The organism is Pseudomonas sp. GW823-FHT01D03 (genome assembly GCF_058798255.1).
The window spans coordinates 5,214,027-5,235,660 of sequence record NZ_JBXAKK010000001.1; the positions used below are offsets into that span (position 1 = coordinate 5,214,027).

Below are 21,634 nucleotides of genomic sequence, written 5' to 3' on the forward strand. Positions count from 1 at the left end.
CAGACTTGCCGTGCGTGCACAGCGCGTCCCGGCGCGCCCGGAACCTAAAAGGGCGAGCAGACTAGCACAGATGCCCAGCGATGGGGCGCAAGGCCTACAGGGCCGAACGCCAGGCCAGTGGCACTTTCAGGCTTTCATCGACGCTGCCGCCCAGGCCGCACATCTCGTCGTGCACCGAGGTGTGCACAAGGTTGAACGGCAGCACCGGAAAGTTATGCAGCAAATCCCGGGCATGCTCCACCGAGCGCAGCTGCAGCATCTCGCCCTTGAAATCACTCAACGGATACGCCGCCCCGTGCATCCGGGCCTCAAGCAGATAAATCCCGCCCTCCATGGAGATCAGGTTCAGCTCATCGACCTTTCTGGCGATGGCAAACGCATTCAACTCTTGCAGGTTCATGAACACACCTCGTGCAGTGGCGAGCCAGGACCTCTACAGGGATATGCCCGCGCGCACCAAAGCACAAGCCACAAACGACACCGCCCGTCTGTTTCGCAACAGACGGGCGGTGTTTTTGCAGCGATCAATCAATGATCAGTGCTTGGTGAGCTTGTCCAGGTAACCCATCGCGAACGCCGAAATCACGAAGGTCATGTGGATGATCACGTACCACATCAGGTGCTCGGGATCGACGTTCTTGGCATCCATGAAGATCCGCAGCAGGTGGATCGAGGAAATCGCCACGATCGACGCCGCCACTTTCATTTTCAGCGACGAGGAGTCCATGGTGCCCAGCCAGCTGAGCTTCTCTTTGCCTTCGTCGATGTTCAGCTCGGACACGAAGTTCTCGTAGCCGGAAATCATCACCATCACCAGCAGGCCGCCCACCAGCGCCATGTCGATCAGCGACAGCAGCACCAGAATCAGCTCGGACTCGGCCATGGAGAACACGTTGGGAATGACATGAAACACTTCCTGGAAGAATTTCAATGCCAGCGCCAGCAGCCCGAGGGACAGCCCGATATAGATCGGCGCCAGCAGCCAGCGCGTGGCGTACATTGCATTTTCGATAAAGCGTTCCATTGACTCTCACACAATAAGGATTGAAATCGGTGGCGAGTATACCAGCCGCCCGTGACAGCCAGAAACCGCCCGGCTCGCCCCCCCCATCACCGCAACCTGCGTGTGTAGGTGATTTTATTTCTGCTACTGTCCAAACCATTGACCGCCTAGCGAAAGTGGACAGGACGACTGGAAATGCATGTGCGATTGCCGTTGACGACTACCGGAATTTGCCTCGCTCTACTGCTGGTCGGCTGCTCGCCCGGTGAAGAGAAAAAACCCTCGGTCAGCCTCGAAGCAAAGACGGCAACCTTCGAACATTCACTCGACGCCATCGCCGACCCGAAACTCAAGGACGCCGTGACCGAACTCGGTGGTTCGCTGCTACTGCTTGAACGCGCGCAGCTCAAGCTCGACAGCACCCCGCTGAAAACCGTCTACGGTGAAGACGCCCTCGGCATCCTCAAGCACTACCCTTCGCCGCAGGCGCTGGTCGATACCTTCATCAACGGTCTGTTCGTGCTGCACAAGGACGCCAGCTCCGACTACCTCACCGACCTGCAACCGGTGTTCCCGTTCAACCTGAACATTCCCGGAGGTTTTCTGTTCCCGCATGGCGTGGAATGGCAGTCGGTGACCCTGAGCAACAAACGCGTGATCGCCTATCAGCCGGAGTGGTCGGAAACCGATCCCGGCATTCAGTTGAGCCCGTCCAGCTCCAATGTCACCAACCCCGATGACCTGACCGTGACCTACCCGTTCATCGAAGGCCTGAACGTGGACAAGAAGACTCAGCCGCGACCAGTGAGCCTGCAGGGAAAAGTCGAAGTCATCACCCCCCGCCGCTTGTTCAGCTTCAACCTGAGCCAGAAGGACGTCGGCCAGACCCGCACCGATGACAACCTCAGCGTCACTCTGCTGAAGCTGGAAAAGAACTACGCCGAAGTCGAGTTCAGCAACAACCTGCCACTGGCCCCCGAGGTCGAAGGCGCGCAGCTCAATCCGTTGATCGTTCAGGCCCGCGACACCACCGGGCACTATCTGGTGCGCGCAGGTTCGATCAATGAGAGCCCGGCACAAGTGGCGTTCTACGAGAAACAACTGGCGCATCTGCAACAGCAGAAAACCTGGAGCGAGGCGCTGGAAAAACAACTGGAGGACGAACAGCACGCCTTCGAACAGCAACATCCACGCCGCTACAACAAGGTCTACTTCAACGGCCCAATCGACACCCTGGAAGTCAGCGTACTGGATTTCTCATCGGCAACCGTAACCCGCAAGGCGCTGGATCTGCCGGTGCGTACCTTCAGTCAGCACACCACGGACAAAACCATCCAGCCGCTGGACCCGGCGGTGGTGGTGTATGACGATATGGCGCCGAACTGGCTCAAAGGCGCGAGCCTGACCGAGGAGGAGCTGAAGGCCGGCATTCGCATCCATCAGTCCGTGGAAGAGCCCAGCGCCGCACGCATCGAGTTCTCCCACCGGCGAACTTTCAACGATGAGCTGCTCGGTGATGATTTCAACCCGGGAGAAAGCCCGGTGACATTCTTCACCGAGAAACGCAGCGGCAAACTCGATGAGCCGATCGAACTGCCACCCGAGGCCTATCAGGTCGATCCGCTGCAAGCGACCATCACGTACGATTTGAACCTGTTCCCGGAAACCCCGGCGATTGCCGTGGGCTCGATGCCGCTGTTTCTCGCGACCATCGACAAGCAAACCTACGACGCCAAGTCGCTGCCCAAAGGCCTGGAGATCAAGAACAACATGCTGGTGGTGGATCTGAAACGATTCCCGGCCAACGCCTGGCGGTTCTTCGTCAAGGACGACAGCGGCAACTACCTGAAACAGATCCTCTCAGTCAGTCATGACGCGAGTGCAGAAGGCCCGGCGCTATTCGGCGTGCATTACTTCTATGGCCGTCCGACACAGGTGGAGACCTATCAGCGAACCGAACTCAATACCGTGCAATACGGCTTTGAGGTCAAGCTCGACAAGGTGCAGGTGCCCGACACTGCGCCGTGATTGCGCCTAGTGGTCGAACAAGCCAACCGTACGCCCGCGTCCGCCGTTGATCTGGCGCAGCTGTGCCTGCAGGTGCAGGCTCCAGATCTGTGGATCGTCGGCCAGCTCGTAACCGTGCATCGTCAGGCTTTCCACAATGGTGTCGAGAATAGACTCGGCGGCGACCGGCCCGTGAAACGGGCCTTGGGCCTTGATGGCGGAAGGTTGTTCACCGGCCATGCCGGCGGCGAAGAGCAAGGTCCACATGCCGTTATCGCCGGCCAGCGGTTTGACGGCGCATTCGATGCGGGTCACAAGACCCAGGCACTGACGGGTGAGGCAGAGGTTGCGCGACATGGCGGCGACCCTCGGTAAAGCCTGTATTCAGCCTTCACGCGAAGGCTGTTTCGATCCAGTGATACTGTCGATGTCCTTGAGCAGAGAATAGAAGAAAAGTCCGCCGCGCAAGCCGGATAGAACCAGAAGGCGCCGAATGGTCATTGTGTGAATTCTGACGCCAGAGTAGTGGCACTTTTCCCGAAGATCAGCGCAAAAATCAATCTGGAAAACAACTGTGGGAGGGGGCTTGCTCCCGAAGGCGGTGCCTCAATCAACTAATGTGTCGATTGGTACGCCGCCTTCGGGAGCAAGCCCCCTCCCACAATTTTTACCGCGTTTGCGTTCAGGCTGGCTTTGCTTCGGCCAATGCCTCTTGGGCCAGTTCCTTTTCCGCCTCTTTAAGGTCGTCTTCGCTGATCATCTCGGCAATCACCCGCAGACGCTCGACCACGCGCGCGTTGACGCTGCCCTCGGGGAACTGACCGTCAGCATCCGGCTCACCGGCCGGCTCGCCGACCAGCAGGCTCAGCGCTTCGTCAGCCTGCCGCACCGCGTATACGTGGAACTGCCCGGCGCGCACCGCCGCCAGCACCTTCTCGTCGAGCATCAGCGTGGCGACGTTGGCCTGCGGAATGATCGCGCCCTGTTCCCCCGTCAGCCCGCGTGCTTCGCAGAGACGGAAGAAGCCTTCAATCTTCTCGTTGACCCCGCCGACCGCCTGCACTTCGCCGAACTGGTTGATCGATCCGGTGATCGCAAAGCACTGCTTGAGCGGGGTCTTCGACAGCGCCGAAATCAGCGTGCAGGCCTCGCCCAGCGACGCACTGTCGCCATCAACGTAACCGTAGGATTGCTCCAGCGCGATGCTCGCGGAAATCGCCAGCGGGAATTCCTGTGCGTAACGGCTGCCCAGATACCCGGTGAGAATCATCACGCCCTTGGAGTGGATTGGCTGGCCGAGGTTGACCTCGCGCTCGATGTCGACAATGCCGCTGCCGCCCGGGTACACCGTGGCGGAAATCCGCGCCGGCACACCGAACGCCGAATCACCGACCTCGAGCACGGTCAGCCCGTTGCACTTGCCGACCGCGGCGCCGTCGGTGTCGATCAGGATGATCCCGGCGAGCATGTCGTCGAGAATCCGCGCCGAGACCCGACCGGTGCGAGTGGCCTTGGCTTTCAATGCGCGCTCGATATGCCCGGCATCGGTCATTTCATCACCGGCCAGATGACGAATGAAGTCCGCCTCGCTGACCAGTTGGAACAGATCGCCGATCCGCGCCGACAAACGTCCCTGATGCTCGGCCAGCCGCGCGCTGTAGGTCGCCAGACGCGCCACCGCATCGGCGGTCAGCGGTGCCATGCCTTCTTCCGAAGTGCGGGTTTTCAGCAACTGGGCAAATTGCTCCAGGCTTTCGTCGACCATCGGGATGTCTTCGTCGAAGTCGACCAGCACGCGGAACATCTCCTGGAAGTCCGGATCCAGGTCCTGCAGCGTGTAGTACAACTGTCGCGCACCGATGATGATGACTTTGACCTGCAACGGAATATGTTGCGGGTTGAGGGTCACGGTGGCGAAACGGCCCATCTCGCCCAGCGGCGACTCCATTTTCAGTTTGCGCGATTGCAGGGCGCGCTTCAGCGCGTCCCACACGAACGGCTCGCTGAGCATTTTTTCCGCTTCAAGAATCAGAAAACCGCCATTGGCCCGATGCAACGCACCTGGGCGCAACTGCCGATAAGTGGTGTAGAGCGCGCCCTGATCGGTGGTGTACTCGATGCGCCCGAACAGGTTTTCGTAAGTCGGGTGCGGCTCGAAAACCACCGGCGCCCCGCCGCTGGCCGGATGACCGACCACCAGGCTCGGCGCGTATTGCTCTTCCAGCAGCTTGCGCGCCACGGCGTCGGTCTTGCTGTCGTCGACCAGTTGCTCGACCACGGTTTTCAGCAAGTACACCTGCATCGCTTGCAGGTAACCGCAGACCGCAGCGTTCTCGGCGTACTTCTCGGACAACGGCGAGAGCAATGGCTGCAAGGCCAGGGTGATGGTTTCTTCGTTGAGCTGACGCAGTTGATTGTTCGACTCGCGCTTCCACTGCGGCAGGCTGGCGAGTTCTTCGTTCAGACGCTCTTCGAGGCCGGAGATGTCTTCGTGAAACCGTTCGCGCTCGGCTTCCGGCAATTGGGCGAATTCCGCTTCATCCAGCGCCTTGCCTTCAAGCATCGGCGTGAAAGCGATATTGCTGCTGTCGCGGTACAGGGCGACGTCCTTCTCCAGCGCCAGTCGCTCGATGATATCGAGGGCCTTGTCGTAGCGCTGGTTGAAAGCGCGGTCGATGGCGCTTTTCTTCTGCTGGTAGGAGGGGTGTTCGAACACGGCCGGAAAGGTTGCCAGCAGGTTATCGATCAGGCCGTTGATGTCACCGATGAACGAGGCCGCCGTGCCAGAAGGCAATTCCAGCGCGCGGGGCTCGCGCGGCTCATCGAAATTGTTCACGTAGACCCAGTCCGCCGGGGTCTGCAGACGCTTGCCTTCAGCCTTCAGGTAGCGTTTGACGAACGAGAAGCGACCGGTGCCGGGCTCGCCCATGACGAAGACGTTGTAACCGGGGCGTGGCATTGCCACACCGAACTGCAAGGCTTCGACCGCACGTTCCTGGCCAAGCACACCGCGAAAGGGCTCCAGATCATTGGTGGTAGTGAAGCTGAACTGTTCAGCGGAAAACGGACGAGTCAGCGCTTCGGGCGCTATACGCAGGCTGGCAGCAACAGGATCAGGCATCGGGCTTCCTTAACAATCAGGCGGGGCAGATAGCGGCATTCTGGCGCTGCCCGTGCCCCACTGGCAAGGCGCGCCACACGACAAAGCATAGACAACCGGGTGACCCTGCCCCGCCCCCCGACAAATCGGGGTTATCGCCAAATCTTTTGTAAAAACTCACGGAACCCCAGGAACGTGCCTAAACTCCAAACTGCGCGGCTGGAACTAATACTGGCCCACTGGCACCGTCAGGTGTCAGAACCCTGTCCATTGGTATGCACATAAAGAGAACAAAGCTATGAAACGGATTCTTCTCGGTACTCTCTTCACCGCTGTATCCATCAACGCCATGGCGCAAGCCCCGGGTGGCCCGGATTGCGGTTGGGGCAACATGCTGTTCGAAGGTCAGCGTGGCACCCCGGCACACTTCTTGGCATCCACCACTAACGGCACCTCCGGTAACGCTACGTTCGGTATGACTTCCGGCACCAACGGTTGCTCGACCAATGCGTCGCTGACCTACGGCGGTAAATCCTGGTTCGCCATGAATGGCATGATGAACGAGCTGTCCGAAGACATGGCCAAGGGCAACGGCGAAGCGCTGACGACCTATGCCGTGGTACTGGGCGTGGCGCCGGAAGACCGTGCGCACTTCGCTGCTGTCACTCACGAGCACTTCCAGCAGATCTTCAGCAAGGCTGACGTGACCGCCGAAGACGTGCATACCAACACCCTGGCCGTGCTGAAGTCGGACCCACGTCTGGCCAAGTACGCAACTCAGGCTTAAGCTCGACCGCACCCGCTTCTTTCGGGAAGCGGGTTTTGTTTTTTATGGCCCGCCCTTTTTGAGCGATGCAGGTCAGTTCTGACATGCGCTGAACCCTGTGGCGAGGGAGCTTGCTCCCGCTGGAGTGCGCAGCGCTCCCGGTTCTTTTAAACGGGGCCGCTGCGCGCCCCAGCGGGAGCAAGCTCCCTCGCCACAGGTTCGGTGCTGTTTGACTTGTCTGTATTAACGCCCGGGGTCTTTGTTTTTCTTTCGACTTAAGTTGCCATTTATGCTCAAACGCCTTGCCTGGCTGGCGCTGTGTGTCTGCGCCCCGCTGTCCGCCGCGCCTCACATCGACCCTCAACGTTTGCAGCAACTGGCCAACGACCGCTTCTGGATTTCCCTTGGTCACTACGAAACCGCCAAGCTCGGCGGCTGGCGCAGTTATGTCAGCGACAAGAAATTCTTTCTTGCGCCCGATGGCAACGAACACCCCGACAATGAACTGGCCGCTACGGTACAGGCGCTGTACGCCCCGGCCAGTCTCGGCGAGCAACATGCGCAATGTGTTTATCCGGCCCGCACCCGTTGGCTGAAAGCACAGCTCAATCTCAGCGATCTGCCGACACCTGCATGCGCCGAGTACAAGAAGTGGTTCAAGGACGTCTCGCCGCACAGCGCAGTGATGATCTTCCCGGCGGCCTACCTCAACAGCCCGTCGTCGATGTTCGGCCACACCCTGCTGCGTATCGACCAGGCTGACGTGCAGGCCGACAAGACCTCGCTGCTCAGCTACGCAATCAACTTCGGCGCCTACATCGAAGGCTCCGACAACAGCATCCTCTACGCCTGGAAAGGCTTGATGGGCGGCTACCCGGGGCTTTTTGCGCTGGTGCCGTATCAGGAAAAACTTTCCGAGTACCGCAGCCTGGAAAACCGCGACCTGTGGGAGTACCGGTTGAACCTGACGCAAGCAGAAACCGCGCGCATGGTCGAGCATGTGTGGGAGCTGAAGCAGATCCAGTTCGACTATTTCTTCTTCGACGAAAACTGCTCCTATCGCCTGCTCGAACTGCTGCAAGTGGCGCGTCCGAGCCTGCGCCTGACCGAGCAATTCCCGCTGACCGCTATCCCTACCGACACAGTCAAAGCGGTGAAAGAGGCCGGGCTGGTGGAAAGCATCGAATATCGTCCGTCCCGCGAGCGTGAATTGCTCAGCCGCGCCGAACCGTTGAACAGCGATGAACAGCAATGGGTGCTGAAGGTCAGCGCCGATCAACAGGTGTTGCAGGAGCCGACCTTCAAGGCCCTGCCCCGGGATCGACAGGCGCTGATCATCGATGCGGCGTATCGTCTGGAACGCTACCGCGCCAACGGTCAGGAACGTGATGCGCAACGAGCGCAGCGCAGCTTTGAACTGCTGCGGGCGATCAACAAGAATCCGGCACCGGAGCTGCAGATCCCGCAACCGGGCCTGCCCGAAGACGGCCACGAATCACGCACCTGGCAGGCCGGCGTCGGCACCCGCGGTGATCGTGCGTTCGGTGAGTACGGTTTGCGCATGGCCTATCACGATCTCAACGACAACGCCGAAAGCTTCCCGCTCGGTGCGCAGATCGAAATCCTGCAGATGAAGTTGCGTCAGTACGAAGGCAACCAGTGGCAATTCCAGCAACTGGACCTGGCGACCATCCGCTCGCTGACCCCGCGCAATGAGCTGCTGCAGCCACTGTCGTGGCAAGTCACCGGCGGCCTCGAGCGGGTGCCGGGCAAGCATGATGACGAGACGCTGGTCAGCCACGTCAACGGTGGCGGCGGCGGCACATGGGCGCTAGGTGATGACGTATTGGGTTTTGCTCTCGGCACCGTGCGCGTTGAACACAACAATGACTTCGCCGAATTCGTCTCCCCGGCCGGCGGTTTCAATACCGGTGTGTTGTGGAAAAACCCGTTGGGCAATCTCAGCCTGGAAGCCAAGGGCGATTACTTCTTCAATGGTGAAGTGCGCCGTAGCTTGAGCCTGAATCAGCAATGGGAGCTGTCGCGCAACCTCGGTTTGCGCCTGACGGCACAGCGTGAGTTCAGCCACCTCGCCACCCCGGAAACCGAGGTCATGCTTGAAGTGAAGTGGTATCACTACTGACCTGAAGCCCAATCAATAACCCCTGTGGGAGCGAGCTTGCTCGCGAAAGCGTCGTGTCAGGCGATTCAAATCTCGGCTGATCCACCGCTTTCGCGAGCAAGCCCGCTCCCACAGGGTTCTCCGGTATTCAACGAATTACTTACATGTCTTTCACCAACGCCCGACGAATCCGCTTCTAGACTTTCCCCATAAGCCGAGAATCGGCGCGGGAGAGTGCGATGTGGCGGTGTGCGGGATTGCTGGGTGTTTTGCTGTTGCTCGGGGGTTGCCAGACCACCCATGAAGACTTGATCGCCAAAGGTTATCCGCCAGCCTTCGCCGACGGCTTTGACGATGGTTGCGTCAGTGGCCGGCAAGCCGCCGGTTCGATCAGCGGCGAGTTTCGCAAGAACGTGCCGCGCTATCTCAAAGACAAGCAATACGCCGAAGGCTGGATCGACGGCTTCCGCCAGTGCCAGGCGATGCTGGAAAACAAGGATCGCGAGGAGTATCGCAACGAGCACTGGGACGAACGCGAGCGCGCCTGGCAGCAGCAAAAAGATCAGGACGCCGGGCGAGCTTATCGCGCGCAATAGGTCGCTTCCAGACATCCAGTGAAACCAAATGCCGGCGACCATGGCCCAAACTCTATGCACAGGAGGACAGCATGAGCCGCGCTTTCGTCAACGAGGACAACGCCGCCGCGCAAGCCGATCAGCCCGTCGAACGACAGGTCAGCGCGCAGCCCAATTACGTCACACCGCAGGGATTGGCGCAGTTACAGGCCAAAGTCGCCGAACTGCAAGCCCTGCACGCCGAGCAATCGGCCAAGGGCGAACAGGCCGACAAGCAACGTCTGGCCGATCTGCAACGGGATCTGCGTTACTTCAACCAACGCCTCGCCAGCGCGCAGGTCGCGGCCCCCGCGACTTCTACCGACAAGGTGCAGATTGGCAGCTGGGTGACGTTTGCCGACGAACACGACACCGAGAGTCGGGTGCAACTGGTCGGCGAAGATCAGGCCGACGCCAGTCAGGGCCTGATCAACTGGGCTTCGCCGCTGGGCCGGGCATTGCTCGGCGCCCGGCTCAATGACGAAGTCCTGTGGCAACGCCCCGCCGGCGATCAGATGATTGAAGTGATTCGCATCGAACCGGCTTAAACCACGCCCTGCGCGAGCATCGCATCGGCGACTTTGACGAAGCCGGCGATGTTCGCGCCTTTGACGTAATTGATCCGCCCGTTCTCTTCGCCGTAATGCACGCAGGCGTGGTGGATCGACTGCATGATCGCGTGCAGCTTGCTGTCCACCTCACCCGCCGTCCACAGCAGGCGCATGGCGTTCTGCGACATCTCCAGCCCACTGACCGCGACCCCGCCGGCGTTCGACGCCTTGCCCGGGGCGAACAGAATGCCGGCCTCGATGAAGATATCCACAGCCGCCAGCGTGGTCGGCATGTTCGCGCCTTCGGCCACGCACACGCAGCCATTGCGCAGCAGCGTACGCGCCGCGTCGGCGTCGAGTTCGTTCTGCGTGGCGCAGGGCAGCGCGATGTCGCACGGCAGCGACCACGGCAACTGACCGGCGCGGAACTCCAGACCGAACGCGGTGGCCAGTTCGCTGATGCGTCCGCGTTTGACGTTTTTCAGTTCCAGCAGTGCCTGCCACTGTTCTTCGCTCAGGCCCGATTCGCAGTACAACGTGCCTTCGGAGTCGGACAGCGAAATCACCTTGCCGCCCAGGTCCATGACCTTGCGCGCCGCGTACTGCGCGACGTTGCCAGAACCGGAAATCGCCACACGTTTGCCTTCGACGGTCTGCCCGCGGCGCTTGAGCATCTCCTCAGCGAAGTACACGCAACCGAAACCGGTGGCTTCCGGACGAATCAGGCTGCCGCCGTAGGTCATGCCTTTGCCGGTCAACACGCTAGTGAACTGGTTGCTCAGGCGTTTGTACTGACCGAACAGGAAGCCGATCTCCCGTGCCCCGACACCGATGTCACCGGCCGGCACGTCAACGTCGGCGCCGATGTGGCGGTACAGCTCGCTCATGAACGCTTGGCAGAAACGCATGACTTCGGCGTCGCTCTTGCCCTTCGGATCGAAGTCCGAACCGCCCTTGCCGCCGCCCATGGGCAACGAAGTCAGGGAGTTCTTGAAGGTCTGCTCGAAGGCGAGAAACTTCAGCACGCCCAGGTTCACCGAAGGATGGAAGCGCAAGCCGCCCTTGTACGGGCCGATCGCGCTGTTCATCTGGATGCGGAAACCGCGATTGACCTGAACCTTGCCCTGATCGTCGACCCACGACACGCGGAATACCACCGCCCGCTCCGGCTCGCAGATGCGCTCCAGAATGCCCGAGGTCAGGTAACGCGGATTGGCTTCAAGAAACGGCCACAGACTGCGCAGGACTTCTTCAACGGCCTGGTGGAACTCGGGTTGATCCGGGTCGCGTTTTTTCAGGCGGGCGAGGAAGGATTCGACGGATTCGATCATGGGAAAAGTCTCGGCAAATTTATTGTCGTTGGAAGCGATTGAGCCGGACTGTAGCAAACGAATTGCGCACAGGAACAGCGCAAAATGTCGCAGTTATGAAATTAAATGGTGCACAGGATATAAATCAGGCGGTTTTTTGAGCGGGTTTTGCACCTGAATGGGGAGAACAAATTGAAGTGATGCACCAACAGTTACACCGATATCGCGAGCAGGCTCACTCCTACAGGAGACCGCATTCCAATTGTAGGAGTGAGCCTGCTCGCGATGGCCACGACTCGGTATCACTGAAAAAAACTCAAAAAAAACGGAGCCCGAAGGCTCCGCTTTTTCAAACCACCAACCCGAATCAGGCCAGTTTTTTGTGGCGTACCCGGTGTGGCTGGGCCGCCGCTTCGCCAAGACGCTTTTTGCGGTCGGCTTCGTACTCGGTGTAGTTGCCTTCGAAGAACACCGCTTGCGAGTCGTCTTCGTACGCCAGGATGTGAGTCGCGACGCGGTCCAGGAACCAGCGATCGTGAGAGATCACAATGGCGGCGCCCGGGAAGTCCAGCAGGGCTTCTTCCAGGGAACGCAGGGTTTCAACGTCGAGGTCGTTGGACGGTTCGTCGAGCAGCAAGACGTTGCCGCCCTCCTTCAGGGTCAGCGCCAGGTGCAGACGACCGCGCTCACCACCGGACAGGTCCTTGACGAATTTCTGCTGGTCGCCGCCCTTGAAGTTGAAGCGCCCGACGTAAGTGCGCGACGGAATCTCGTAGTTGCCGATGCGGATCTGGTCCGAACCGTCGGAGATCTGCTGGAACACGGTTTTGCTGCCGTCGAGGTCTTCGCGGCTCTGGTCGACGCAGGCCAGTTGCACGGTTTCGCCGATTTCGATGCTGCCCGAATCCGGAGTTTCCTTGCCCATCAGCATGCGGAACAGGGTCGATTTACCGGCACCGTTACCACCGATCACGCCAACAATGGCGCCCTTCGGCATGGAGAACGACAGGTTGTCGATCAGCACGCGATCGCCGTAGCCCTTGGTGACGTTCTTGAACTCGATGACCTTGTCACCCAGACGCGGACCGGCCGGGATGTAGATCTCGTTGGTTTCCGAACGCTTCTGGAATTCCTGCGACTGCATCTCTTCGAAGCGTTGCAGACGTGCCTTGGATTTCGACTGGCGGGCTTTCGCGCCTTTGCGCACCCACTCCAGTTCTTCCTTCATGGCTTTTTCGTGAGCCGACTGCTGCTTGGATTCCTGCGCCAGACGATCGGACTTGGCTTCGAGCCAACCCGAGTAGTTGCCCTCGTAAGGAATGCCCGCGCCGCGGTCGAGTTCCAGAATCCAGCCAGCAACGTTATCCAGGAAGTAACGGTCGTGCGTGATCGCGACCACGGTGCCCGGGAAGTCGTGCAGGAAGTGCTCCAGCCACGCCACGGAGTCAGCGTCCAAGTGGTTGGTCGGTTCATCGAGCAGCAGCATGTCCGGGGCGGACAGCAGCAGACGGCACAGGGCCACACGACGTTTTTCACCACCGGACAGGTGTTCGACCTTGGCGTCCCACGCCGGCAGACGCAGGGCGTCGGCAGCGACTTCCAGTTGACGCTCAAGGTTGTGACCATCGCTGGCCTGCAGGATCGCTTCGAGCTTGGCCTGTTCGGCAGCCAGCTTGTCGAAGTCGGCATCCGGGTCGGCGTAAGCGGCGTAGACCTCGTCCAGGCGCGCTTGCGCATCCTTGATCACGCTGACGGCTTCCTCGACCACTTCACGCACGGTCTTGGTCGGATCAAGTTGTGGCTCTTGCGGCAGATAACCGATGTTCAGGTCCGGCATCGGACGGGCTTCGCCCTCGAACTCGGTGTCGACGCCGGCCATGATTTTCAGCAGCGTGGATTTACCCGAACCGTTGAGGCCGAGTACGCCGATCTTGGCGCCGGGAAAGAACGACAGCGAAATGTTTTTCAGGATTTCCCGCTTCGGCGGAACAACTTTGCCCAGCCGATGCATGGTGAAGACGTATTGAGCCATGGAGAACCTTGGGTCAGTGACAGATGAATGATTGGAGCGCAGGCGATGCCCGGCCAGACCGATGCGCGTCGTTCACTAGACCACTTGATGGCCATCAATGCGTGCGCGCGGAAAAAAGTCTGATTCTAGGAGCTGGAACGCTCCCGCGTAACCGGCAAAGCTACCTGAATGACGGAAGGCAGTCCAGCCGAGAGGGGCTGGCACTTCGCCACAACTCAAGGCATGCTAGCCGCCCTTCGGGCGTCCGGCTTATAGTGCACGTCGCGCCAGTCCAGCCAAACCGCAGGATTTCAGCTTGTCCAACGTTACCCCGCCAGCTTCTGTGAGCGCGTCCAATCCGGGGACCGGCTCGCCCCTGCGCGGAACATTGAAGGGTGCATTGGCGACGCTGGTACTTTTGCTGCTGGCCCTGCTGTTCTGGCAACTGCTCGATCAATTGCGCGAGACCCAGAAAAACCAGCGCCAGTACACCATCGACTACACCGCCGACCTCGCCTCGCAGGTCAGCCTGAACATGTCGCTGAATGCGCAAATCGCCCTCAACCTGCTACCGATCGTCGAACAGCCGCAGTCGTCCGACGAACAACAGGCGCTGCTGCGCAAGCTCCAGCAATCGCTGCCGGAACTGCGCAGCCTGGCCCTGCTCAGCCCGTCCGGGAAAATCCTCAACGACAGCGCCAGCGACAGCCACGACGCCGATTACCTTGGTGAACTGGTGCGCCGCAGCCGCGCTCAGGCGCATTACTTCAGCAACGCCGACGACGGTTCGGTGGTACACCTGTTATTGCATCAGGCCAGCGGCAGCACGCGCGGTTATTGGGCGTTGCGCCTGACCCCGACGTTTTTCGATTCGCTGACCCAGCAGGGCGAAACCGGCATCCGTCCGTTGTGGCTGGTGGAAAACCGTCTCAACCATCAGATCATCAGCCGCGACGAGGCAAGGCCTTCGGCCCGGCCTGGCGTCTTGAGCCCGGACGACATGGCCAACACCGTGCTGACCGTGCCGTTGAGCAGCAGCGACTGGCAATTGCGCGGGCTGTTCGACCGCCAGCGCGTGCTCGAAGAACTGCTGCCGGCGTTTATCGGCAAATGCCTGTTGGGTCTGGCGTTCTCGATGCTGCCGGTGATCGCTCTGCTCAACATGCGCCGGCGCCAGCGCCAGTTACATGAAGGCCGCCGGCGTTATCAGGACATCTTCGAAGGCACCGGCGTCGCCCTGTGCGTACTCGACCTCTCGGGCCTCAAGCAGTTGTTCGACAAGGCGCAGATCCAGACCAGCGACCAGCTCAAGGCCTGGCTCGACCAACCGGTCCAGCGCCAGCAATTGCTGCAGGAACTGCGCGTCACCGAGGTCAATCAGGTGGCGCTGCAACTGCTCAACGTCAATTCCTGCGAACACGCCTGGCAGTTGCTGATCGACGGTCAGCCGCACAACCAGTGCGCCATCGGCCACCAGGTGCTCGACGCGGTTCTGCAGCAACAGAATCAACTGGAACTGGAAATCAGACTGCCGGACATCAACGGCCGCGATCAGCATCTATGGATGGTTCTGCGCCTGCCACAGGAACAGCACGACTACAAAGCGGTGATTCTGAGCATCAACGACATCACCAGCCGCAAGCTGATCGAACTGTCGCTGCTGGAGCGCGAAGGCTTCTGGTCGGACGTGGTACGCACTGTGCCGGATCATCTGTACGTGCAGGACGTCATCAGCCAGCGGATGATTTTCAGCAACCACCACCTCGGCCAGACCCTTGGTTACAACCGCTCCGAGTTGCACCAGATGGGCGAGTACTTCTGGGAAATCCTCCTGCACCCGGAAGACGCCGACTATTACCACCGCTCGCGGCAGATGCAGCGGCACGCCGGTTACAGCCAGTTGTTGCAGTGCCAGTTGCGCTTCCGCCATCGCGACGGCAAGTGGCGGCGCTTCGACATTCGCGAGCAGGCCCTGGCCCGTGACAAACATGATCAGGTCACGCGGATCATCGGCGTGGCCAAGGACATCACCGAGCAGATCGAAGCCAGTGAATCCCTGCGTGACAGCGAGCAGCGCTACCGCATGCTCGCCGAAAGCATCAGCGACGTGATTTTCTCCACCGACAGCAAGCTGTCGCTGAACTACGTCAGTCCGTCGGTGCAAGCGGTACTGGGTTACGACGCCGAGTGGATTTTCCAGAACGGCTGGCAATCGACCATCGCCAACCCGCAGCAGCTGTCCGGCATCTACACCCTGATGGATCGGGTCAGCAAAGCGCTCGACAAACCTGAGCAACTCGCACAACTGCGAAGCCAGGTACAGACGCAGATGTTCCTGTTCGACTGCCTGCGCGCCGACGGTCGCAAGATTCCGATCGAACTGCGCCTGGTGCTGGTGTGGGACGAGCACGGCGCGTTCGAAGGCGTGCTCGGCGTCGGCCGCGACATCAGCCAGCAGCGCCGCGCCGAGAAAGACCTGCGCATGGCCGCCACGGTATTCGAGCACTCGACTTCAGCGATCCTGATCACCGACCCGGCCGGTTACATCGTGCAGGCCAACGAAGCCTTCAGCCGGGTCAGCGGTTACGCGGTGTCGGAAGTGCTCGACCAGTTGCCGAACATGCTCACCGTCGACGAGCAACAGGACGCGCACCTGCGCTACGTGCTCAAGCAATTGCACCAGCACAGCACCTGGGAAGGCGAAGTCTGGCTCAAGCGCCGTAACGGCGAGCATTACCCGGCGTGGGTCGGCATCACGGCGGTGCTCGACGATGAAGGCGATCTGGCCAGTTACGTGTGCTTCTTCAGCGACATCAGCGAGCGCAAGGCCAGTGAGCAGCGGATTCACCGCCTCGCCTACTACGACGCCCTGACCCACCTGCCGAACCGCACCCTGTTCCAGGATCGTCTGCACACCGCGCTGCAATCGGCCGAACGGCAGAAGTCGTGGGTGGTGCTGATGTTCCTCGACCTCGACCGCTTCAAACCGATCAATGACTCCCTCGGTCATGCTGCCGGCGACCGCATGTTGAAAGACATGGCCACGCGGTTGCTGGCCTGCGTCGACGATGACGATACCGTGGCACGCATGGGCGGCGACGAGTTCACCTTGCTGCTGCAACATCGTTCCAGCCGCGAAATGGCGCTGAACCGGGCGATTCATGTGGCCGAGCAGATTCTTGCCAGTCTGGTGCGCCCATTCGTGCTGGAAGGCCGCGAGTTCTTCGTCACCGCCAGTATCGGCATCGCCCTGAGTCCGCAGGACGGCAACGAACTCAGCCAGTTGATGAAGAACGCCGACACCGCGATGTACCACGCCAAGGAGCGCGGCAAGAACAACTTCCAGTTCTATCAGGCCGACATGAACGCCAGTGCGCTGGAACGTCTGGAGCTGGAAAGCGACCTGCGTCATGCGCTGGAGCAGAACGAATTCGTCCTGTATTACCAGCCGCAATTCAGCGGCGACGGCAAACGCCTGACCGGCGCCGAAGCGCTGCTGCGCTGGCGTCATCCGCGTCGCGGGCTGGTGCCGCCGGGGGATTTCATTCCGGTATTGGAAGAGCTCGGTCTGGTGGTCGACGTTGGCGACTGGGTCATCAGCGAAGCCTGCCGCCAGCTCAAGACCTGGCACCAGAATCGGGTGCGCGTGCCGAAAGTCTCGGTGAACATTTCGGCGCGGCAGTTCTCCGATGGCCAACTCGGTACGCGTATCGCCACCATTCTGCGGGAAACCGGGCTGCCACCGGCGTGCCTGGAGCTGGAACTGACCGAAAGTATCCTGATGCGCGAAGTCAGCGAGGCGATGCAGATCCTCGCCGGGCTGAAGAACCTCGGCCTGAGCATTGCGGTCGACGATTTCGGCACCGGTTACTCGTCGCTGAACTACCTCAAACAATTCCCGATCGACGTGCTGAAGATCGACCGCACCTTCGTCGACGGCCTGCCGTCCGGCGAACAGGACGCGCAGATCGCCCGCGCGATCATCGCCATGGCCCACAGCCTCAATCTGGCGGTAATCGCCGAGGGCGTGGAAACCCATGAGCAACTGGACTTCCTGCGCGAGCACGGTTGCGATGAGGTTCAGGGCTATCTGTTCGGACGGCCGATGCCGGCGAGCCGGTTTGAAGCGCAGTTCAGCAATGATGCGCTATTCATGTTCGACTGATTTTTTGCGGCACCGCCAATGACGCCTTCGCGAGCAAGCCCGCTCCCACATTTGACCCGGTTTCTTCAGGATAAATGCGGTCCATTGTGGGAGCGGGCTTGCTCGCGAAAGGGTCGGTACAGACGCCGGAAAAATCTGCGGTGCAGCCATCCCCAGCAGGCTGGCTGCCACAGGGACTTGCCGTGGATCAGTATTCTCCGGTTGAAACGCGGCCATTGTGGGGCCAGCGAAAGCACCGCACATCTGGCATGAACGCCACTTGTCTGCGACATGATGTCGTTTCATATGCCATCCAAAACCCATTGGGTTAGAATGCCCCCCTTTTCTGCCCCCGATCCTTGAGGACCGCCATGTTCAGCCGTGATTTGACTATTGCCAAGTACGACGCCGATCTCTTTGCCGCCATGGAGCAAGAAGCTCAGCGCCAGGAAGAGCACATTGAGCTGATCGCTTCGGAAAACTACACCAGCCCTGCGGTGATGGAAGCTCAAGGCTCGGTACTGACCAACAAATACGCCGAAGGCTACCCGGGCAAGCGCTACTACGGTGGTTGCGAGTACGTCGACGTTGTTGAGCAACTGGCCATCGACCGCGCCAAAGAGCTGTTCGGCGCCGATTACGCCAACGTTCAGCCGCACGCCGGCTCCCAAGCCAACGCCGCTGTTTACCTGGCTTTGCTGCAAGGTGGCGACACCATCCTGGGCATGAGCCTGGCCCACGGTGGTCACCTGACTCACGGTGCCAGCGTTTCCTCCTCCGGCAAGCTGTACAACGCCGTGCAGTACGGCATCGACGCCAACGGCCTGATCGACTACGACGAAGTCGAGCGTCTGGCGGTTGAGCACAAGCCGAAAATGATCGTGGCCGGTTTCTCTGCCTACTCGCAGATTCTCGACTTCCCGCGCTTCCGCGCCATCGCTGACAAAGTCGGTGCCTACCTGTTCGTCGACATGGCTCACGTGGCCGGTCTGGTCGCCGCTGGCGTCTACCCGAACCCGGTGCCTTTCGCTGACGTGGTCACCACCACCACCCACAAGACCCTGCGCGGTCCACGTGGCGGTCTGATCCTGGCGCGCGCCAACGCCGAGATCGAGAAGAAGCTGAACTCCGCAGTATTCCCGGGCGCCCAGGGTGGCCCGCTGGAGCACGTGATCGCCGCTAAAGCGATCTGCTTCAAGGAAGCGCTGCAGCCTGAGTTCAAGGCTTACCAGGAACAAGTGGTGAAGAACGCCCAGGCCATGGCCGAAGTGTTCATCGAGCGCGGTTTCGACGTGGTGTCCGGCGGTACCAAGAACCACCTGTTCCTGCTGTCGCTGATCAAGCAGGACATCTCCGGTAAAGACGCCGACGCCGCGCTGGGCAAAGCGTTCATCACCGTGAACAAGAACTCCGTGCCAAACGATCCACGCTCGCCGTTCGTCACTTCCGGCCTGCGCTTCGGTACTCCGGCTGTGACTACTCGCGGCTTCAAAGAAGCAGAGTGCAAAGAGCTGGCCGGCTGGATCTGCGACATCCTGGCTGACCTGAACAACGAAGCGGTGATCGACGCCGTTCGTGAGAAAGTCAAAGCCATCTGCAAGAAACTGCCGGTGTACGGCGCGTAATCGCGACGTCAAATCCGCAGCATGAAAAACCGGCCAAGTGATTGGCCGGTTTTTTTATGCCCACATTTTTTCAAACGCCTGAACCGCTCAAGAACGGGACTCACCGCACAACTGGTCAGACCGGTCATGCCAATTCGTCAATTTTCACTTGCGATCCGCAAAAATCCGCGACTAGACTGCACCCGCACTGGACATACCGGTAAGACCACAATAATTAAGTCCTGAATCTGATGCGCCACGCGCACGGCAGCCAGGACACCGACCAGGATTCCTCCCATGCTCAGATGGTGCTCGCGTTCAATCTTCCTCCAAGTGGTTCTCGGACTGGTGCTCGGCATCGTCTGCGGGCTGACCCTTCCCGAATATTCCGCTCAGCTCAAACCGCTGGGTGACGGCTTCATCAAACTGATCAAGATGCTCATCGGCCTGATCGTGTTCTGCGTGGTGGTCAGCGGCATCAGCGGTGCGGGCGACCTGAAGAAGGTCGGGCGCATCGGCCTTAAGTCGGTGATCTACTTTGAAGTGCTGACCACCCTCGCCCTGGTGATCGGTCTGGTGTTCGCCTTCAGCACCGGGATCGGCAGCGGTGCGAATATCCATCTGGAGCAACTGTCTGCCGCCGACATGGGCGATATCGCCGAACGCGGCCAGCACATGCACACCACCACCCAGTTCCTGATGGACCTGATCCCGACCTCGGTGCTCGGAGCTTTCGCCGACAACAACATTCTGCAAGTGCTGCTGTTCTCGGTACTGTTCGGCAGTGCGTTGAATCTGGTCGGTGAAGCGGCCTCCGGAATCTCGCGGCTGATCAACGAACTGAGCCATGTGATTTTCCGGATCATGGGCATGATCGTGCGCCTGGCGCCGATCGGCGTGTTCGGCGCCATCGCCTTCACCACCAGCAAATACGGCCTCGATTCGCTGCAACACCTAGGCAGTCTGGTCGGCCTGTTCTACCTGACCTGCATGGCATTCGTCAGCGTGATCCTCGGCGTGGTGATGCGTGCCTCGGGCCTGCGCCTGTGGCCACTGCTCAAGTACCTGCGCGAAGAGTTGCTGATCGTCATGGGCACCGCTTCTTCCGACGCCGTGCTGCCACAGATCATGCGCAAACTCGAACACCTGGGGATTGGCAGCTCGACGGTCGGCCTGGTGATTCCCACCGGCTATTCGTTCAACCTCGACGGTTTCTCGATCTACCTGACCCTGGCCATCGTGTTCATCGCCAACGCCACCGGTACACCACTGGCGATGACCGATCTGCTGACGATTCTGCTCGTGTCGCTGATCACTTCGAAAGGTGCCCACGGCATTCCCGGCTCGGCGCTGGTGATTCTGGCCGCGACGCTGACGGCCATTCCAGCGATTCCGGTAGTGGGTCTGGTGCTGGTACTGGCAGTGGACTGGTTCATGGGCATCGGCCGGGCGCTGACTAATCTGATCGGCAACTGCGTCGCCACCGTGGCCATCGCCCGGTGGGAAAAGGACATCGATGTGCAACGCGCAAACAAAGTACTTAGCGGTCAGCAGGGCTACACCTTTCAACCGCGTAAAACCGGAACTCCGGCGCACCAGCAAGAGTTCTGATTTTCAACCCCGCAGGAGCTGCCGCAGGCTGCGATCTTTTGATCTTGTTTGCGGCATCCCCAACGGGCTTACGGAGCAAGACAAGTGATCACCACATCAACCGTCGTCAACTCAGTCGTAGAAAAACTGCGCGCCGCCCTCGCCCGTGGTCAGTGGCGCTCCGGCGACATGCTGCCGGGCCAGCGCGAACTGGCCGAACAACTGGGCATCAGTCGTCCGAGCCTGCGCGAAGCGGTGATCGTCCTGGAAACCCTTGGCCTGGTGCGCTCGATGCCGGGCAAAGGCGTGGTGGTGCTCGACGCCCAGCTCAGCGACAGCCAGAGCCACGACAGCGCGGTGGCCGGCGCCAGCCTCGAAGACGTGCTGCAACTGCGCTACACCCTTGAGCCATTCATCGTCGGCCTGGTCGCGCAGTCGATCAGCAGCAAGGAAGTCGGCCAGTTGCGCCTGACCCTGATGGACATGCGCGAAGCCCTCGAAGCGGGCGACAGCGAAGCCGGGGTCAGCGCCTACATCGCCTTCCACGAGGAGCTGTTCACCCTGACCTCGAACCCGATCTTCCAGAGTGTGGTGCAGCAAACCAGCAATGCCCTCAAGCAAAGCGCCGAAGTGCTGCGCAATTCGCCCGAGCATCTGGCTGAACGTCTGGAAGAAAACGAAGCGGTAGTGCGCGCAATCCGCAGCAAGAACAGCGCCCAGGCCAGCGCCGAAATGCGTCGGCACATTCTGTGCGAAGGTCAGCGGATGGGCATTGAATTGAACATTCCGGATGACAACCTCAGCCGTTGATG

At 60.3% G+C, this 21,634-nt stretch carries 15 protein-coding genes; 9 read left to right on the plus strand and 6 right to left on the minus strand.

The annotated features are described in order from the left end of the window. Nucleotides 1-94: 94 nt before the first annotated feature. Together AC1RBR_RS23095 and AC1RBR_RS23100 are read right to left on the minus strand one after the other, a co-directional pair. Nucleotides 95-400 carry a DUF6482 family protein gene (locus AC1RBR_RS23095; protein ID WP_115986773.1) on the minus strand — a complete coding sequence of 102 codons (306 nt, stop codon included), beginning with the start codon at nucleotides 398-400 and terminating at the stop codon, nucleotides 95-97. Nucleotides 401-535: 135 nt separating this feature from the next. Then, a complete protein-coding gene (locus AC1RBR_RS23100; RefSeq protein WP_007950967.1) occupies nucleotides 536-1,024 on the minus strand; it encodes a TIGR00645 family protein in 489 nt (162 codons plus the stop codon). A 174-nt stretch (nucleotides 1,025-1,198) separates the two neighbouring features. On the opposite strand from AC1RBR_RS23100, the gene AC1RBR_RS23105 reads away from it, so the two are divergent. Further along, complete coding sequence (locus AC1RBR_RS23105) at nucleotides 1,199-3,031, plus strand: hypothetical protein (RefSeq protein WP_492566736.1); 1,833 nt, start codon at nucleotides 1,199-1,201, stop codon at nucleotides 3,029-3,031. 6 nt (nucleotides 3,032-3,037) lie between these two features. On the opposite strand, the gene AC1RBR_RS23110 is transcribed toward AC1RBR_RS23105, so the two are convergent. Both AC1RBR_RS23110 and AC1RBR_RS23115 read right to left on the minus strand, forming a co-directional pair. Next, on the minus strand, nucleotides 3,038-3,367 hold the full coding sequence (locus tag AC1RBR_RS23110; RefSeq protein WP_095139295.1) for a PA4575 family protein: 330 nt from the start codon (nucleotides 3,365-3,367) through the stop codon (nucleotides 3,038-3,040). Nucleotides 3,368-3,692: 325 nt separating this feature from the next. Further along, a complete protein-coding gene (locus AC1RBR_RS23115; protein WP_027612829.1) occupies nucleotides 3,693-6,131 on the minus strand; it encodes a Lon protease family protein in 2,439 nt (812 codons plus the stop codon). Nucleotides 6,132-6,408: 277 nt separating this feature from the next. Between AC1RBR_RS23115 and AC1RBR_RS23120 the strand changes: the two genes are divergently transcribed. The 4 genes from AC1RBR_RS23120 to AC1RBR_RS23135 all read left to right on the plus strand — a co-directional run bounded on the left by AC1RBR_RS23120 (nucleotide 6,409) and on the right by AC1RBR_RS23135 (nucleotide 10,160). Beyond that, complete coding sequence (locus AC1RBR_RS23120) at nucleotides 6,409-6,897, plus strand: DUF3015 domain-containing protein (RefSeq protein WP_007909797.1); 489 nt, start codon at nucleotides 6,409-6,411, stop codon at nucleotides 6,895-6,897. 268 nt (nucleotides 6,898-7,165) lie between these two features. After that, entirely contained in the window at nucleotides 7,166-9,019 is a 1,854-nt protein-coding gene (locus AC1RBR_RS23125) for an Lnb N-terminal periplasmic domain-containing protein (protein ID WP_166497180.1), read from the plus strand. Between the two features lie 218 nt (nucleotides 9,020-9,237). Further along, entirely contained in the window at nucleotides 9,238-9,594 is a 357-nt protein-coding gene (locus AC1RBR_RS23130; protein WP_443535434.1) for a hypothetical protein, read from the plus strand. 71 nt (nucleotides 9,595-9,665) lie between these two features. Beyond that, a complete protein-coding gene (locus AC1RBR_RS23135; RefSeq protein WP_456017959.1) occupies nucleotides 9,666-10,160 on the plus strand; it encodes a GreA/GreB family elongation factor in 495 nt (164 codons plus the stop codon). Here the strand turns inward: AC1RBR_RS23135 and gdhA are convergent. Together gdhA and ettA are read right to left on the minus strand one after the other, a co-directional pair. Further along, complete coding sequence (gene gdhA, locus AC1RBR_RS23140) at nucleotides 10,157-11,494, minus strand: NADP-specific glutamate dehydrogenase (protein ID WP_166497178.1); 1,338 nt, start codon at nucleotides 11,492-11,494, stop codon at nucleotides 10,157-10,159. The genes AC1RBR_RS23135 and gdhA overlap by 4 nt on opposite strands. Nucleotides 11,495-11,840: 346 nt before the next feature. Next, nucleotides 11,841-13,505: an energy-dependent translational throttle protein EttA gene (ettA, locus tag AC1RBR_RS23145; RefSeq protein ID WP_041065248.1), complete on the minus strand. Its 1,665-nt coding sequence runs from the start codon at nucleotides 13,503-13,505 to the stop codon at nucleotides 11,841-11,843. A 295-nt stretch (nucleotides 13,506-13,800) separates the two neighbouring features. On the opposite strand from ettA, the gene morA reads away from it, so the two are divergent. The 4 genes from morA to AC1RBR_RS23165 all read left to right on the plus strand — a co-directional run bounded on the left by morA (nucleotide 13,801) and on the right by AC1RBR_RS23165 (nucleotide 21,632). Continuing rightward, nucleotides 13,801-17,649, plus strand: a complete 3,849-nt coding sequence (morA, locus tag AC1RBR_RS23150; protein ID WP_095139289.1) for a cyclic di-GMP receptor MorA — start codon at nucleotides 13,801-13,803, stop codon at nucleotides 17,647-17,649. A 350-nt stretch (nucleotides 17,650-17,999) separates the two neighbouring features. Then, nucleotides 18,000-19,253, plus strand: coding sequence for a serine hydroxymethyltransferase (gene glyA, locus AC1RBR_RS23155; protein WP_003228394.1), 1,254 nt, complete (start codon nucleotides 18,000-18,002; stop codon nucleotides 19,251-19,253). 276 nt (nucleotides 19,254-19,529) lie between these two features. Next, on the plus strand, nucleotides 19,530-20,843 hold the full coding sequence (locus AC1RBR_RS23160) for a C4-dicarboxylate transporter DctA (RefSeq protein ID WP_095139287.1): 1,314 nt from the start codon (nucleotides 19,530-19,532) through the stop codon (nucleotides 20,841-20,843). 84 nt (nucleotides 20,844-20,927) lie between these two features. Then, entirely contained in the window at nucleotides 20,928-21,632 is a 705-nt protein-coding gene (locus tag AC1RBR_RS23165; RefSeq protein WP_492566740.1) for a FadR/GntR family transcriptional regulator, read from the plus strand. The last annotated feature ends 2 nt before the right edge of the window (nucleotides 21,633-21,634 follow it).

What these genes read in the sequence shown, in the direction of transcription:
- AC1RBR_RS23095 (WP_115986773.1), bottom strand. Translation starts at nt 400, where the DNA reads ATGAACCTGCAAGAGTTGAATGCGTTTGCCATCGCCAGAAAGGTCGAT.
- AC1RBR_RS23100 (WP_007950967.1), bottom strand. Translation starts at nt 1,024, where the DNA reads ATGGAACGCTTTATCGAAAATGCAATGTACGCCACGCGCTGGCTGCTG.
- AC1RBR_RS23105 (WP_492566736.1), top strand. Translation starts at nt 1,199, where the DNA reads ATGCATGTGCGATTGCCGTTGACGACTACCGGAATTTGCCTCGCTCTA.
- AC1RBR_RS23110 (WP_095139295.1), bottom strand. Translation starts at nt 3,367, where the DNA reads ATGTCGCGCAACCTCTGCCTCACCCGTCAGTGCCTGGGTCTTGTGACC.
- AC1RBR_RS23115 (WP_027612829.1), bottom strand. Translation starts at nt 6,131, where the DNA reads ATGCCTGATCCTGTTGCTGCCAGCCTGCGTATAGCGCCCGAAGCGCTG.
- AC1RBR_RS23120 (WP_007909797.1), top strand. Translation starts at nt 6,409, where the DNA reads ATGAAACGGATTCTTCTCGGTACTCTCTTCACCGCTGTATCCATCAAC.
- AC1RBR_RS23125 (WP_166497180.1), top strand. Translation starts at nt 7,166, where the DNA reads ATGCTCAAACGCCTTGCCTGGCTGGCGCTGTGTGTCTGCGCCCCGCTG.
- AC1RBR_RS23130 (WP_443535434.1), top strand. Translation starts at nt 9,238, where the DNA reads ATGTGGCGGTGTGCGGGATTGCTGGGTGTTTTGCTGTTGCTCGGGGGT.
- AC1RBR_RS23135 (WP_456017959.1), top strand. Translation starts at nt 9,666, where the DNA reads ATGAGCCGCGCTTTCGTCAACGAGGACAACGCCGCCGCGCAAGCCGAT.
- gdhA (WP_166497178.1), bottom strand. Translation starts at nt 11,494, where the DNA reads ATGATCGAATCCGTCGAATCCTTCCTCGCCCGCCTGAAAAAACGCGAC.
- ettA (WP_041065248.1), bottom strand. Translation starts at nt 13,505, where the DNA reads ATGGCTCAATACGTCTTCACCATGCATCGGCTGGGCAAAGTTGTTCCG.
- glyA (WP_003228394.1), top strand. Translation starts at nt 18,000, where the DNA reads ATGTTCAGCCGTGATTTGACTATTGCCAAGTACGACGCCGATCTCTTT.
- AC1RBR_RS23160 (WP_095139287.1), top strand. Translation starts at nt 19,530, where the DNA reads ATGCTCAGATGGTGCTCGCGTTCAATCTTCCTCCAAGTGGTTCTCGGA.